16 protein-coding genes are annotated in these 14,991 nt (G+C 35.5%); 12 read left to right on the top strand and 4 right to left on the bottom strand.

Going from position 1 to position 14,991, the window contains the following annotated elements; genetic code table 11:
• Positions 1-6: 6 nt before the first annotated feature.
• The gene (locus tag ACHZAX_RS19435) at positions 7-759 is read right to left on the bottom strand and encodes a uroporphyrinogen-III synthase (RefSeq protein ID WP_101311662.1); all 753 of its coding nucleotides are present in this window, start codon (positions 757-759) and stop codon (positions 7-9) included.
• A gap of 36 nt (positions 760-795) precedes the next feature.
• Positions 796-1,425 carry a DUF4271 domain-containing protein gene (locus ACHZAX_RS19430; protein ID WP_394698308.1) on the bottom strand — a complete coding sequence of 210 codons (630 nt, stop codon included), beginning with the start codon at positions 1,423-1,425 and terminating at the stop codon, positions 796-798.
• 55 nt (positions 1,426-1,480) lie between these two features.
• On the opposite strand from ACHZAX_RS19430, the gene ACHZAX_RS19425 reads away from it, so the two are divergent.
• Positions 1,481-1,738, top strand: a complete 258-nt coding sequence (locus ACHZAX_RS19425) for a hypothetical protein (RefSeq protein WP_320020243.1) — start codon at positions 1,481-1,483, stop codon at positions 1,736-1,738.
• A 90-nt stretch (positions 1,739-1,828) separates the two neighbouring features.
• Here ACHZAX_RS19425 and ACHZAX_RS19420 read toward each other — a convergent pair whose 3' ends face one another.
• Positions 1,829-2,641 (bottom strand): 5'-nucleotidase, lipoprotein e(P4) family, encoded by an 813-nt coding sequence (locus ACHZAX_RS19420; protein ID WP_320020242.1) that lies wholly within the window; start codon positions 2,639-2,641, stop codon positions 1,829-1,831.
• 174 nt (positions 2,642-2,815) lie between these two features.
• On the opposite strand from ACHZAX_RS19420, the gene ACHZAX_RS19415 reads away from it, so the two are divergent.
• The 5 genes from ACHZAX_RS19415 (at position 2,816) to pepE (ending at position 8,492) form a co-directional block, all read left to right on the top strand.
• Positions 2,816-3,301, top strand: a complete 486-nt coding sequence (locus ACHZAX_RS19415; RefSeq protein WP_101311665.1) for an RNA polymerase sigma factor — start codon at positions 2,816-2,818, stop codon at positions 3,299-3,301.
• Between the two features lie 10 nt (positions 3,302-3,311).
• Positions 3,312-4,370, top strand: a complete 1,059-nt coding sequence (locus ACHZAX_RS19410) for a hypothetical protein (RefSeq protein ID WP_320020241.1) — start codon at positions 3,312-3,314, stop codon at positions 4,368-4,370.
• A 156-nt stretch (positions 4,371-4,526) separates the two neighbouring features.
• Positions 4,527-5,606: an outer membrane beta-barrel protein gene (locus ACHZAX_RS19405; RefSeq protein WP_320020240.1), complete on the top strand. Its 1,080-nt coding sequence runs from the start codon at positions 4,527-4,529 to the stop codon at positions 5,604-5,606.
• A gap of 122 nt (positions 5,607-5,728) precedes the next feature.
• Positions 5,729-7,735 (top strand): tetratricopeptide repeat-containing sensor histidine kinase, encoded by a 2,007-nt coding sequence (locus ACHZAX_RS19400; protein ID WP_320020239.1) that lies wholly within the window; start codon positions 5,729-5,731, stop codon positions 7,733-7,735.
• Between the two features lie 46 nt (positions 7,736-7,781).
• On the top strand, positions 7,782-8,492 hold the full coding sequence (gene pepE / locus ACHZAX_RS19395) for a dipeptidase PepE (RefSeq protein WP_101311684.1): 711 nt from the start codon (positions 7,782-7,784) through the stop codon (positions 8,490-8,492).
• Between the two features lie 119 nt (positions 8,493-8,611).
• Here pepE and ACHZAX_RS19390 read toward each other — a convergent pair whose 3' ends face one another.
• A complete protein-coding gene (locus ACHZAX_RS19390; protein ID WP_101311669.1) occupies positions 8,612-9,379 on the bottom strand; it encodes an exodeoxyribonuclease III in 768 nt (255 codons plus the stop codon).
• 153 nt (positions 9,380-9,532) lie between these two features.
• Between ACHZAX_RS19390 and rsgA the strand changes: the two genes are divergently transcribed.
• From rsgA to ACHZAX_RS19360, 6 genes are all read left to right on the top strand, one after another.
• A complete protein-coding gene (gene rsgA / locus ACHZAX_RS19385) occupies positions 9,533-10,459 on the top strand; it encodes a ribosome small subunit-dependent GTPase A (protein WP_101311670.1) in 927 nt (308 codons plus the stop codon).
• Positions 10,460-10,544: 85 nt separating this feature from the next.
• Entirely contained in the window at positions 10,545-11,576 is a 1,032-nt protein-coding gene (gene mnmH, locus ACHZAX_RS19380) for a tRNA 2-selenouridine(34) synthase MnmH (RefSeq protein ID WP_320020238.1), read from the top strand.
• A gap of 66 nt (positions 11,577-11,642) precedes the next feature.
• Positions 11,643-12,788, top strand: a complete 1,146-nt coding sequence (locus ACHZAX_RS19375) for a HAMP domain-containing sensor histidine kinase (RefSeq protein WP_320020237.1) — start codon at positions 11,643-11,645, stop codon at positions 12,786-12,788.
• A 200-nt stretch (positions 12,789-12,988) separates the two neighbouring features.
• Positions 12,989-13,516: a YceD family protein gene (locus ACHZAX_RS19370; RefSeq protein WP_124993343.1), complete on the top strand. Its 528-nt coding sequence runs from the start codon at positions 12,989-12,991 to the stop codon at positions 13,514-13,516.
• A gap of 16 nt (positions 13,517-13,532) precedes the next feature.
• Entirely contained in the window at positions 13,533-13,718 is a 186-nt protein-coding gene (gene rpmF / locus ACHZAX_RS19365) for a 50S ribosomal protein L32 (RefSeq protein ID WP_101311674.1), read from the top strand.
• A gap of 234 nt (positions 13,719-13,952) precedes the next feature.
• Positions 13,953-14,951, top strand: coding sequence for a beta-ketoacyl-ACP synthase III (locus ACHZAX_RS19360; RefSeq protein WP_101311675.1), 999 nt, complete (start codon positions 13,953-13,955; stop codon positions 14,949-14,951).
• The last annotated feature ends 40 nt before the right edge of the window (positions 14,952-14,991 follow it).

Raw genomic sequence — 14,991 nt, 5'->3', positions numbered from 1 at the left:
GAATATCTATTTATTCTCCTTATTAAATTTCTTAATGAACTGATCAAGCGCCATCGTCATTGATGGTGCCTGCGGCATCGGAGCCTGAATATCAAGTCTTAGGTTATTTGATGCAACAGCATCAGATGTAGAAGGTCCAAATGCAGCTATAAGTGTATTGTTTTGTTTAAAATCAGGAAAATTTTGGAGCAAGGATGCAATTCCTGAAGGACTGAAAAAGGCTAATACATCATAATTCACATTTGCCAAATCCGACAAATCACTGCTTACAGTTCGGTATAGAACAGCTTTGGAATATTTGATTTTGCTTTTAGTAAGCAATTCAGGAATGGATTGTTTATGAATGTCCGAAAGAGGAACTAAAAATGTTTCTCCTTTGTGCTTCAAAATAATTTCCATTAAATCCTCAAATCGTTTTTCTCCAAAAAAGATTTTTCTTTTGCGGTAAACAATGTATTTCTGAAGATAGAAAGCCGTTGATTCTGAGATACAGAAGTATTTCATCTCATCGGGCACAGTAATTCTAAGTTCCTGACAAATTCTAAAGAAGTGATCAATTGCTGTACGACTAGTAAATATTACAGCTGTGTGATCCAATACATTGATTCTTTCATGTCTAAACTCCTTGGCTGAAATTCCTTCAACTTGAATAAAAGGTCGAAAATCAATTTTTAAATTATATTTTTCGGCCAAATCAAAATACGGGGACTTTTCAGTTTGTGGTTTTGGTTGCGAAACCAGTATCGTCTTGATTTTCAAAATAGTAGAGTTTAGTTCGACAATTTATTAACCGACCTATACCAATAGATACAACAGTTTGTAAATCATTAGCAAGGGCAAAATTTCCAGTGCACAAAGGTACAAAATCATATAAAATATTGACACATGTTGGCGAAATAATATTTTTAAACCTCTTGATAGTCGGAATACATAAAAAATCAGAGTTAAAATTAAACCCGAATTTAATAGCATTGGTACAGAGTGTTGTGCTATAAATGGCGCACTAATAGTGATGGGCAAGAGGATTACCCCCAAATTTTTATTGTAAATAGATACTGTGTGTAAATATTCTTTACTTTCCTTAATCCCGTTAAAAATATATCCAATAAATCTAATGAAGATGAATTTGGTATTGTATAAACCCACTAATCCAACAAAACAATAGAGGAAAAAAACAATATTGTTGTGCTCATGGTTAAGTGAAAGGATGTAAACAAGATACTGTACAATAAACAGAGTGAAATTCACATAAAAAAGGAGGTTTAAGAAAATTGAACCTCTTAAGTTTCTCATATTTTTTTCCAACAAAAGGTTGGACGAAGTTTGGTAGTTGATTGTTGAATCGAATACCCGGAGCAGGAATTTGCTAAATGAAAATCTTACGATTGCCATTAAAATCAATGTAAATAGAAGCACTCCAACCATCCAGTCGCTTTTATGAGAAGCAATTAGAACTCCTTTCTCACGGACTACTTGTACCGTGGAATCTTTTTCAGTTATTGGGATGCTGTCTGAAATCAGTAAAGAATCAATTGGGATTCCGATTCCCGGATTAATGAACGGAACAGAATCTGCTGCTATTCCTGTTTGTTTTGCTGATACTTGCTGTGCGGGAAGAAAAATAATGGAATCCTTTAATTCATTGCCTGATTGGATCAATGAATCATTTAAAGGAATCTTGTTCACAAGTAAAAGGTGTGAATTATTTTGCGACATACTATATCAGGAACTTATTTGATTGATTTTTACAAAGATAATTTTATTTTTCGTGGAGATATATTTCCAGCCAAAAAGAAAGCCCGAAATTTTATCGGGCTTATAATTTTGTTTACAGTTCTTCGTAACCGATTAATTGCTTTTTGCGCAGGTTCTCTTTTTCAAATCCATCTAATTTTCTCTCACTTTTCAGAACCTCTTTCTCCCATGAGCCATACATTGGGTTGGGAATAACTATAAATCGTTGTCCAAATTCAGCTTGCCTTTCATCTACTTTCGAAAAGCCAAAGTCAGTCGATCTGTCTTCCAAAAACTCATCAAAATCGCCTAAATTATCACCGGCAAGAATTAAAATTTCATGAGTTTCCAGTACTCTGTTTCTGCGTTCGGTTTTTATACTTGTTTTCGTTTTTAGTAACACATGCTTTTCATCCGCAAAGGGAAATCCTAACTTAGTAAGGTTTTCGATGGTTTTAGCCAAAGCCGAAGTGTCACGATTGGATATATAAAAAGTTTCAACGCCTTTTGATTCTGCATATTTTAAAAACTCCAAAGAGCCAGGTGTAGCTGAAGCTTTTGCCATATCCGTCCACTGTTTCCAGGCTGCGCTTGTAAATGTTTTGCCGCTGCGAATCGAATTGGTTTCGAAAGGACTGTTGTCTAAAACTGTTTCATCAATATCAACAACAACAGCTTTGGGTTTCTTATTATCACTCTTGGTTAATAATTGATTATCCAACGAAAGTTTAGCCATGTTAAATGCCTGATAATACAATGCTCGGCACTCCGAAGCTCTTTGAAACCAAAGAGTAGCCATTACTAAATGTTCATTTGGATTGTTTTCCTGTTTTTTTGAATCCTGAGGTTTGGAACAAGACGAAATCAGGATGGAAAATGCAGCTAAAGCAAAAAATAATTTTCTCATATCAATTGATATTTTAATTTTAGTAATTCACTAGGAATTGAATTTTTAAAATCTTCGGAGATGAATTTCAAATTGCAGATGATACTAAAAATGGTTTCGGAAATCGAAGATAATAAAAAAATGGCTGTAACTTTAATTTAGGTGTATGCGTCATACATTTGATTGCCACTAAATATGAACCTGGACGAATACAACATAAGCGTAGATCAGCATGCTGATGGAATGTTTCGTTTTATCCTCAAAAGCATTAGAGATGAGGATAAAGCGAGGGATATTGTGCAGGATAGTTTCGAGAAATTATGGCGAAATGTTGAGAATGTGAATTATCTGAAAGTTAAATCATATTTGTACACAACGGCTTATCATACCATGATTGATTTGATTCGTCGAGAGAAAAGAAAAGAAGATTTTGAAAATGTGGATGTTAGAGATTATTCGCATTCTGAGCATTATTCAGATTTAAGTGAAATTCTTGATGAAGCCTTGAAAAGATTATCTGATGTTCAGCGATCGGTAATTTTATTGCGCGATTACGAAGGATATTCTTACACCGAAATTGCACAAATTACTGATTTAACTGAGTCGCAGGTGAAAGTTTATATTTACCGGGCAAGAATGCATTTGAAGAATTACATTGGAAGTATTGAATCAATCGTATAAGAAACAGGAGATGAGGGAAATAACCCGATACAACTACGAGGAATTCTTCCTTGATTATTTGGAAGGAACGTTAAGTTCCCTTCAGAGGGTCGCGTTGGAAGATTTTTTAACCAAAAATCCAGATCTAAAATTAGAATTGGAGGAGATGGAGTGTCCTGTTTTTAATAAAGACAGCGTTAAAATTGATTTAAAATCATTAAAAGAAATTCCGTTTCGCGAAAGCTTTGATGAGTTTTGTATTGCCCGGTTGGAAGGTGACTTATCGGTTGAAAATGAAATTGCATTCGATACTTTTCTGGAAAAGAACAAGTCCTTTCAAAAAGAGAATCAGATTTATCAAAAAACGATTTTGCATGCTGATAATAGTCTTGTTTTTGTCGATAAGGAAAAGCTGAAAAGAAGTTCCCGTAAAGTTGTTTACTGGCTGTATTCTTCAAGAGTTGGAGTGGCGGCCTCAATTGTTCTGCTTTTTTCACTTTGGAGTATTTTGTATCAATTTGAAGGCAATCAATCAAATGAAGAGAAAATTACGGCTAAGGTAGAAACAGCAATTACGGAAAGTAAGGAGACAAATAAAATTAGAAAGGCAATTGATGTTGAGTCTATTGCAATTCCCAAACAAGAGGTTGTGCAGCCAGAGAAGAAATATTCTGTTGAAAAAAGACAAGAGCAGACAGCAGATAATCCGGAAGACGAAACACAAGTCGAAAATATAGAAAAGGTGGTTCAACGAGTTGAACCTGTTGTGCTTTCGGTTGATGCTGAGCTCATTGCATTAGCCAATTCTGCAGATCCAACGATAGAACTGGATATTCCCAAAGAAGAGAATACTGAAATCAGCACTCAAAATAACGGACTTGCACAATTGGGTATGTCATGGAAATCAAGTGTGCCCAAAAAGAAAGCTCAAAACTCAGTTTTATATGCTATTGCGAAATATGGCGTTGATAAATTGGGCGAAATTGCAGGGAAAAATGTTCAGTTGGAGAAGAAGTATGACTCTACTACAGAGAAAACGCGATTAGATTTTAATACTGCAGGTATCGGTTTTTCAAAAACAATTAAATAAGTCTGTAACTATTCATTCACCACTTCGTCTTACCAATAGATATAAGATAAATATACCATTATGAAACGCCTAAGAGTAAATCATCATTAACTCTATACGAATGATGATTAACAATTGGCAAATTCCATCTGAAAGTAACAAGAAAATTATAAAATGATGAAAAAAATATTTTTACTATGTATGGCCTTTGTGCTTGTATTTGGAAGCAACGCCCAGGAAGTTGCTGATACCTTAAAAACAGATACAATCAAGAAGAAGATTTTAATTGAAGATTCGTGGTCGAACCAAAAAAAGAAATCAGAGAAAAAAGAAACTGTTAAAGCTCAATCATGGAAAACGACCGCTGACACTACAAAAGTTAAATTTCTCGAAAAAGATTTAGTAAAAGTTGTTGAGGATGACAAAGGGATTAAAGCTAGAATTGGGAAAATTGGCAAAGTAGGTTTTGAAGAGGACAGAGACACTACAAAAATCCGACTTGGCGGAAAGCAGATTAATATTATTGATGGCTGGCACGGAACCAGAATCCGAATTCAGAAGGTAAATCCTTGGGATGCTAATCAGGATAAGTTTTTTCTTGAAGAGGAGAAAGGTTTTCGAGGACATTGGGCAGGTTTTGAAGTGGGCATAAATGGTTTTGCTGACGAGTATTATGGTGATTATCTTGATGATCAGAAGGATTTTATGGATTTAGATATGGCCAAATCACTTGCCGTTAACTTAAACTTTCTTCAGTATGATATTAGTTTACAAAAGGAAAGAAACACTATTGGTTTGGTGACTGGTATGGGATTGGAATGGAACAACTACCGTTTCGATCAAAATATAACATTAGCCAATGATGGTTCCGGAAAAATTGAACCAATTGCTTTTGATCCTGACTGGAACATCAAAAAAAGCAAATTAACCAGTTTGTACCTAACTGTACCTTTATTGTTAGAGTTTCAAATCCCTGTTAAGTACAAATCCCGAAGAGTTCATATGTCGGCCGGATTAATGGGTGGCCTACGAATTGGTTCTCATACAAAAGTGAAATACAAATCGAACGGGAATATGCATAAAGATAAAGATCACGACGATTTTAACCTGAACACTCTGCGTTGTTCAGCTCATGCTCGCATTGGCTATCGTTCACTAAACTTTTTTGCTACCTATGGTTTAACCGATTTATTCGAATATAATAAAGGTCCGGAATTAGTGCCTTTTACAGTTGGAATTACCTTGGTGAGTTTTTAGAATACTACTAATAGATAAATATTATTATGCCGGATCCTTGATGAATCCGGCATTTTTATTGATTTGTATTTTGAGCTTTGACGAGTGTTGAATTATGTGCTTTAAAATAGTATATTAGCGACATGAAAAGAAAATTCCAGCTTTTAATTTGCTTTTTTTCTATCTTCCTTTCTCTGCCTGCATTTGCTGATTTTCAAACAAATTTGGATAGCTTGAATAATCGCTATACAAAAGTGTTTGGTCAGGAAAAGTTGGAGACATTATTGGAGATGAGCCGGGCATATTGGGATACCGAACCCGGAAAAGGGATTGAAATAGCTACCAGAGCTCTTGCAACGGCGCAAAGTCTTGGATATGATCAGGAAATAGTGAAAGCCATGTTTTATTTAGGAACGGCTTACTATAAGGATAATCAGTACGATAACTCTTTGGATTATTTATTGCAGGCATTTCGTGGCGCTGAAAGGCATAATTATCAGAAGGAAGTTGCTGATATAAGTCAGCAATTGGCTACCGTTTACTTCCAATCAGGGAAAATAAGTAAAACATTTGATTACACTGAAATTGCCAACGATATTTATGAAAAATCAGAAAATAAGATTGGTATTGCAAGATGTCTAAATTTATTTGGTGTTTATTATCAGTCAATTCAAGATTATGATAAAGCTATTGATTATTTGCAAAAGGGGCTGAATCTTGGGAAAGTAATTTCGCACCGACCTATAGTTGGAGAACTATTGAATGACATTGGAAGTTTGTATACCGAAATGGGAGATACTCTTAAGGCTATTCGAACATATCGCGAGGCGGTTGACTATTATAAGTCAAATGGATCCAATAATAAAACCGGAGTTTTTGAGTTGAATATGTGTGATTTATATCTTCAGCACAATGATCTCACCAAAGCAAAGCATCATCTTGACAAAGGTTATTTGGTTGGCAAACAATTAAAATCGAAAAGATTACTTCGGGATTATTACAAATACCTTTCGCTTTACTATACAAAACTTGGTGATTATAAGAATTCTGTAATTGCTTATCAAAATCTTCAAGCTTATCAGGATTCAATTTCTTCGGAACATTTATCAAATAAAATTGATGATTTGGATTCAAGGCATATTGAAGAAATGAAGAGTCAAGAAAATCAAGCTCTTAGAGCCGAAAATCAAACTCAACAATTAGAAATTAATCGTCAATATACAATTGGTTTATTGATTTTGCTACTTCTGCTTGTTGTTATATTTCTTCTCACTTTCCGATACCGAAATAATCTGAAGGACAATGAGCTTTTATACCTGCGTAACCGTTTGGTAAGTCAGCATCAGGAGGAGTTGATAGGTGCAATGAAAAGACTGAAAGAGAGTGAAGATAAGCTTCGAACAGCTAATGAAACCAAGGATAAAATGTTTTCCTTAATTGCCCATGATTTACGTGGAGCAATTGGTAACATTAGTAATGGATTACGAATGATGCTTACCGATAAGGAATTGGATCTGTCCGAAGAAGATAAAACAGAATTTTTACAGTCTTTGTTTCATTCTGCTGATAATTCATTCGAATTGCTTGAAAATCTGCTGTTTTGGGCAAAAAATCAAACATCTACGATATCTGCTAACCTACAAATAGTTGATGCTAGTTCTATCATTAGTTCAAATATAAATTTGTCTGCAGAATTGGCAAAAATTAAATCCATTCGTTTAATAGCAAGTATCAATCCTTCAGTAGAAGTGTATATCGATTGGAATATGATTAATACAGTTCTGCGAAATTTGATCTCGAATGCAATTAAATTCACCAATAAAGGGGGGATTATTGAAGTTAAATCGGAGATTGGAGAGTATTTCGTTAAAATTTCGGTGATTGATAATGGAATTGGAATGATGCCGGATCAGATTGAGAATATTTACGAAGGCAAAACGACTGATGGTACTGCTAATGAGAAAGGGACTGGTCTGGGCATCACCTTGTGCAGAGATTTCTTAGTGAAAAATCATGGAGAAATGATGGTTGAAAGTGAAGTAGACAAGGGGAGTACATTTTCGTTCATCATTCCCCGCAGGCCAATGAGTGATGAAAAATTTAGCGAATTTGTGAAAAAGGAGACCCTGATTTCATTCGTAAATGTCTAAATTTAGGTCAGATAATTCACATCTACTTAAATTAAATTCTACACAAATGAAATTATTGTTAATAAGTAACTCCACGATGGCCGGGGAGGAATATTTAGACTATCCAAAAAACAACATCAAAGACTTTTTAGGAGATAAGCCGGTTAAAGCTTTATTTATTCCTTACGCAGGCGTAACAGTTTCTTTCGATGAGTATGAAGCAAAAGTAAAGGCTAAGTTCAATGAAGTTGGTCATGATATTGTTTCTATTCATCACTTTGAAGATCCGGTAAAGGCTGTCGAAGAGGCTCAAGCAATTGTGGTTGGTGGCGGAAGTACCTGGAATATGCTTCATTTGGTGCATAAAAACAACTTGACCGAGGCAATCCGCAGGAAAGTTATTGCTGAAAATGCGCCATATATAGGTTGGAGTGCAGGTTCCAATTTGGCTTGCCCTACTATTAAAACCACGAATGATATGCCAATCATCGATCCTTTGGGATTTGATGCTCTTAATTTAATTCCATTTCAGATTAACCCGCATTATTTGGATAAAAATCCTGATGGTCATGGAGGAGAAACACGTGAAGATCGTATTAATGAATTTATGGTTGTAAATCCAGATATGTATGTTGCAGGTTTACGAGAGGGGAGTATGTTCTTGGTCGAAAATGGAAAAATTAATTTGATTGGTAAACTCAACTGCCGAATTTTTAGAAATGATGTCCAAGCGTACGAATTGAGTTCAAAGGATGATTTTAATTTTTTGTTGAAATAAATTTTAGATGATATATTTTAAAGCGGTTGAATCTGTATCAACCGCTTGCTTTAGTTTTAAAATAAAAATCCCGAACAGCAAACTATTATGCCCTGAATAAGTTTGGCTTTAAAATCTGATTAAAAATCCACTTCAACAACTATCGGACAATGGTCTGAGTGAATTACATCAGCCAGAATTGAAGCTCCTTTTAATTGATCGCGAAGAGCTTCGCTTATCATGTGGTAATCAATTCTCCAACCCAAATTCTTGCCTCTGGAACCAGCTCTGTAGCTCCACCAACTGTATTTGTCGGGCGACTGATCAAATACCCTGAAGCTGTCTATAAAACCACTATCAATAAATTGGCTTACCCATTCTCTTTCTTCAGGCAGGAATCCGGAAACACCTTTTTTCTTTTCGGGTTTACTAATATCTATTTCTTTGTGACAGATATTATAATCACCTCCAATAATTAAATTTGGTCTTTCTTTTTTAAGTTCGTTGATATAATCCTGAAAATAGGCCAGCCATTCCATTTTATAATCCTGTCGTGGCCCGCCGGTTGTTCCTGATGGATGATATGTACTAAAAACAGAAACGTCTCCAAAATCAGCTCTAATTGCCCTTCCTTCAATATCATATTTTGGGTTGTCAACACCAATAATCACTTTATCCGGTTTTTCTTTAGTCAGGATGCCAACACCACTGTATCCTTTTTTTTCAGCAGAAAACCAGTAACAATGATATCCTAACTCTTCAAAAAGGTGAGTTTCTATCTGCTCCGGTTGAGCCTTAGTTTCTTGAATTAAAAGGATGTCCGGACTTTCCTGTTTAAGCCATCCAATAAAGTCTTTTCCAAGGGCGGCCCTAATTCCGTTTACATTGTAGCTTATTATTTTTCGCATAGCGTGAATTTTTATTTAAAGAGAATAAAGATAAAAAAGAAAAATCCGGAAAGAATAAATTTCTGATAAGAGATAAATTAAAAATTCAGAAAATACAATGTGATTGCCTAAAATTGCTTCAAATCAACTACTTTTGTAATAAAAATAAGAACATTGAAAGAAGGAGTAGTAATCAAGTCGACAGGAAGTTGGTATACCGTAAAATCCAACGATGGTGAAATCCATAATTGCCGGATAAAAGGGCGGTTTAGAATGGAAGGCATTCGAACAACCAATCCTATATCGGTTGGTGATAAAGTAGATTTTGAAGAAGAAAATGAGGCGAATGTAATTGTGAAGATTCACGATCGGAAGAATTATATTATTCGTAAATCATCAAATTTGTCAAAACACAGTCAAATTATTGCGGCAAATATCGATCAGGCGTTTTTAATTGTTACCGTCAACTATCCGTTGACAACGACAACTTTTATCGATCGCTTTTTGGCCGCAGCCGAGGCGTATAGAATTCCTGTAAATCTTATTTTTAATAAAATTGACAGATATCGCCCCAATGACATAAAGCGTTTGGGTGAATTAAAATATACTTACGAAAAGATTGGCTATAAATGTTTTGAAATTTCTGCCAAGAAGGGAACCCATCTGGATATTATCAGAGAAGCATTAAAAGGCAAGATAAATTTACTGTCGGGACACTCAGGTGTTGGGAAATCGACATTAATAAATGCGATACAACCAGGGTTGGATCTAAAAACCGGTGAAATTTCTGAAGCACATTCTCAAGGGAAGCACACCACGACTTTTTCAGAAATGTTTGAGTTGGATTTTGAGGGATATATTATTGATACTCCTGGGATTAGGGGTTTTGGAACCATTGATATGGAAAAGGAGGAAATGTCTCATTTTTTTCCGGAAATATTTCGAACTTCGAAGCATTGCCAATTCAACAATTGCACCCACGTGCATGAACCAAAATGTGCTGTAAAAGGCGCAGTTGAGATTGGAGAAATCTGTATTACCAGATATGAAAGTTATTTGGGGATGATCATGGAAGATGAGGACAGTAAATACAGAATTTAGAAAATACAGGAATTGTAAAAAATGATTTTAATGACATAAGCACGTAATTACTACGTGCTGTTTTTTATTAATATGGAACGAATAAATGGCTACAATACTTGATCCTAAGGAATTTCTTGAAATGGGTAAAATAATACCTATGGTTGATGTTCGAACTGTTGCAGAATTTGAGACAGGTCATATTCCCGGAGCTCAGAATCTTCCAATTTTCACCAATGAAGAAAGAGTTGTAGTAGGAACCAAATACAAGAGAGCAGGAAAGGATTCAGCTGTATTATTAGGTTTGGAATTGGTGGGGCCAAAATTGGCTCGTTTTGTAAAGCAGGCAAAAAAAATTGCTCCCGAAAAAAAAATATTGATTCACTGCTGGAGAGGCGGAATGAGAAGCGGAAGCATGGCTTGGTTGTTCGAGACTGCCGGATTTACAGTTTATCTGTTAAAGGGCGGTTATAAAGCTTACAGAGCGTATAATCGAGAGCAGTTTCTCCGGAAAGCGGAGATTATCGTTTTAGGTGGAATGACTGGAAGCGGCAAAACGGAAGTTTTGCATGAAATGATAAAAATGGGACATCAGATTCTCGATTTAGAGGGAGTTGCAAATCATAAAGGATCGGTATTTGGAGCCTTGGGACAAGCTGATCAACCAACCAATGAGAATTTTGAAAATGAACTGGCAAATATCTGGTCTGGTTTCGATTTTAATAAGACCATTTGGATTGAAGATGAAAGCAACTCAGTTGGTGCTGTTTGGGTTAACGAGCAGCTGTTTCTTAGAATGAGAAAAGCTGATGTTGTTAAAATGGATATTCCGAAAATCGAGCGAATTGAAAGATTAGTGAGGGAATATTCATGTTTCGATATTGCTGATTTAAAGGAACTGGTTTTAAAAATTGAGAAAAGATTGGGCGGATTGAATGTGAAAAACGCTTTGGAAAGCCTTGATAAAGGCGATTTTCATACTGTTGCAGATATTACTTTAACCTACTACGACAAAGCATACTTGCACGGTCAGCAAAAACGAAAAGGGCAAACCATTTATTCTATAGCACTCGAAAAGGATGATCCTAAAGAGAATGCGAAAGCCATAATTGAATTCTACTCGAACTTAAAGAAGTAGTTTTTGGGGATAAGAAATCAAAAGATTTGTCGTTATCTTTATGTGAAACCTTAGAACTCGAAAATCTTGGATATCTATCTGAAAAACCGTCATTGGAAATTTTATTTTTTACTGATCGCCATAATAATCGTTTTTGGCTCAATTCTTTATACCAATAATTTAGTTGGAAAACTAGCTAATGAAGAAGTAAAAAAAATTGAATTGTGGGCCGAAGGAATGCGGAGTCTTCAGTTGAATCCCGATCAGGATGTTTCTCTGATTAACCGTATTTTGGAACAGAATGAAACCATTCCTGTTATTCTTATCGATGATGATGGAAACATCGTTGATCATAGAAATATTAAACTCCCGAAAAGGAATGAAGATGAGGTTTTAAAGAAAAAACTTCAGAACATGAAGGATGATAACCATTTCATTGAAATAGAGCTTGTAAATGGGAAAAACTTCATCTATTTCGACGATTCCAGTCTTCTAAAGCGATTGGCCTGGTATCCATTTGTTCAATTGGGAGCGATTATCACATTTATTCTGATTGCGTTTTTGGCTTTTTCGTATTCAAAATCAGCTGAACAGAATCAGGTTTGGGTCGGAATGTCAAAAGAAACAGCTCATCAGTTGGGAACGCCTATCAGCTCTTTAATGGCATGGATGGAGCTGATTAAATCCGGTGAGATTGATCCTCAATTATCTCTCGAAATGGCGAAAGATGTTAATCGGTTAGAGGTAATCGCTGAACGTTTTTCAAAAATTGGTTCAAAGCCTGTTTTAAAGTTTACAAACATCTTGGATGTACTTAGCTGCAGTATCGAATACTTAAAAAAGAGAACTTCGGGCAAGGTTGATTTTAATTTGGATAGTGTTGATGTGGAGAATGCAGTTATTCCATTAAATAAAGAATTGTTTTCTTGGGTAATAGAGAATTTGTCGAAGAATGCGGTTGATGCGATGGAGGGCAAGGGAAGTTTGAAATTTTTAGTTTCGAATAAAGCAAATCAACTAATAATCGATGTCAGTGATACCGGTAAAGGCATAGCAAGAAATCAATTTAAGACTATTTTTAAGCCAGGATTTACCTCAAAAAAGAGAGGATGGGGGCTTGGATTATCTCTTTCGAAACGAATTATTGAAAATTATCACCGCGGAAAAATTTTTGTTGTTAGCTCAGAATTGGGCAGTGGTGCGGTGTTTAGGATTATTTTACCCTTAAATTGAACCATTTGATTTTCAAATAGCTGATTTTTTTTTGAAACCAACAAATAACTACCTATTTTTGCAGCCCGTTTTCAAGGGAGTTTTATCATTGAAACTGTAATTCAGTTTAATAATTGGGTAAGATTGCCGAAAAAAGATGTTGAGATTTATGAAAACGTATGATTAATTTTTATACTTTTGCAAAGTTTTATTAGAATATTTTGGATTATCTGGCAAAATATACGATTCCTTTCAAAGGATTGAAAGATGGTAAGCATGAATTCAATTTTACCATCGATCAGGAATTCTTTGAGCATTTTCAGCAGGAAGATGCATATCAGGTTGATGCCTCAGTGAAAGTAACACTGGAGAAGAAAACTTTGGTTATGACTCTTACTATTGAATTGGAAGGTAAAATGAATGTGGCCTGCGATCGTTGTCTCGAACCATTTGACATGGAGGTGAGCGGAGAAAGCTCTGTTTATGTGAAATTTGGAGAGGAAAACGAAGAATTGGCTGATGATGTTATTGTAATTTCAGAAGCGGTAAACGAACTGGAAACAGCACATTACATCTATGAACTGTTTTCACTTAGCTTACCTTTAAGCTTTGTTCATCCGGAAGATGAAGATGGAGATAGTACTTGTAATGAAGAAATGATTCAAAAATTGAATGACCATTCGGTGAACGATGAACAGATCATCGATCCAAGATGGAATGATTTAAGAAAATTGATTGATAATAATTAGTTAAATAGGTTGAAAAATGGCACATCCAAAACACAGAACGTCGAAGCAGAGAAGAAATAAGAGAAGAACTCATCTTAAAACTACTCCAGCTACTTTAGCATCTTGCTCAAATTGTGGAGCAACTGTTAAATATCATACTGTTTGCCCTGAATGCGGTTATTACAGAGGTAAATTGGCGATCGAAAAGAAAGTTACAGCATAATCTAAGTCAAGTTATTTAGGTTAAACGCAATATGTAAATTTGCTCCTCAGGTCTTACTTGGGAGCAATTTTGCTTATTATACAGTTTCATTTTGCAAATTCCGGAGTTATTAAATTGTTTTAATCAATTTTTTGGTTGAAGTATAATTCGGTATCTGTTTAATTTGTTTAGAATGGGATTTCTGTGCAGGCAGAATGCTGAATCTATCTGATAAACACTAAGTAAGCTAGAAGAATGTCAAAAATTAATGCAGTAATAACTGGTGTTGGAGCTTATGTTCCGGACTATGTTCTTACCAATGAGGAATTAAGCACCATGGTTGAAACAACCGATGAGTGGATTATGACTCGTATTGGTATTAAGGAAAGAAGAATTCTAAAAGGCGAAGGAAAAGGATCTTCAGATTTGGGGGCAAAAGCTGTTGAAGAGCTTTTGAAAAAAACCAATACTTCTCCTGAGGATGTTGATTTGTTGATTTGTGCAACAGTAACTCCTGACATGCAATTCCCGGCAACGGCTAATATTATTAGCGATAAATTGGGAATTAATGATGCATTTAGTTTTGATTTAAATGCAGGATGTTCGGGATTCTTATTCGCATTGGTTACTGGGTCAAAGTACATTCAATCGGGAATGTATAAAAAAGTGGTAATTGTTGGTGCTGAAAAAATGTCATCAATCGTTGATTATACAGATCGTCAGACTTGCCCGATATTTGGAGATGGCGCGGCAGCAGTAATGTTGGAGCCAACTACAGAAAATATTGGTATTATTGATGAAATGTTACATACTCAGGGATTTGGGAGAAAACATCTGCATCAAAAAGCTGGCGGATCTTGCAAACCGGCGAGTCATGAAACAGTTGATGCCCGCGAGCATTTCATTTATCAGGAGGGAAATCATGTATTTAAGCATGCCGTTTCCAATATGGCAGATGTTTCCGTTGAAATGATGGAAAAACACAACATGACTGCGGATGATTTAGCATGGTTGGTACCCCATCAGGCGAATAACCGTATTATAGAGGCTACAGCAAAGCGAATGGGATTGGCGAAAGAGAAAGTAATGATCAATATCCAAAAATACGGAAACACTACTTCTGCAACAATTCCTTTGTGTTTATGGGAGTGGGAAAACCAATTGAGTAAAGGTGATAACATTATTCTTTCAGGGTTTGGAGCTGGTTTTACCTGGGGCTCTATTCTTTTGAAATGGGGTTACAATCCTAAATAAAACAATAATTAAGTGAAAATACAATCAGGCCTCCAATTTG

The sequence above is a fragment of the Labilibaculum manganireducens genome (assembly GCF_963665805.2).
Classification (GTDB): domain Bacteria; phylum Bacteroidota; class Bacteroidia; order Bacteroidales; family Marinifilaceae; genus Labilibaculum; species Labilibaculum manganireducens.
Note: the sequence above shows the minus strand (reverse complement) of the source record. Positions and strands in the feature narration are given on the sequence as shown.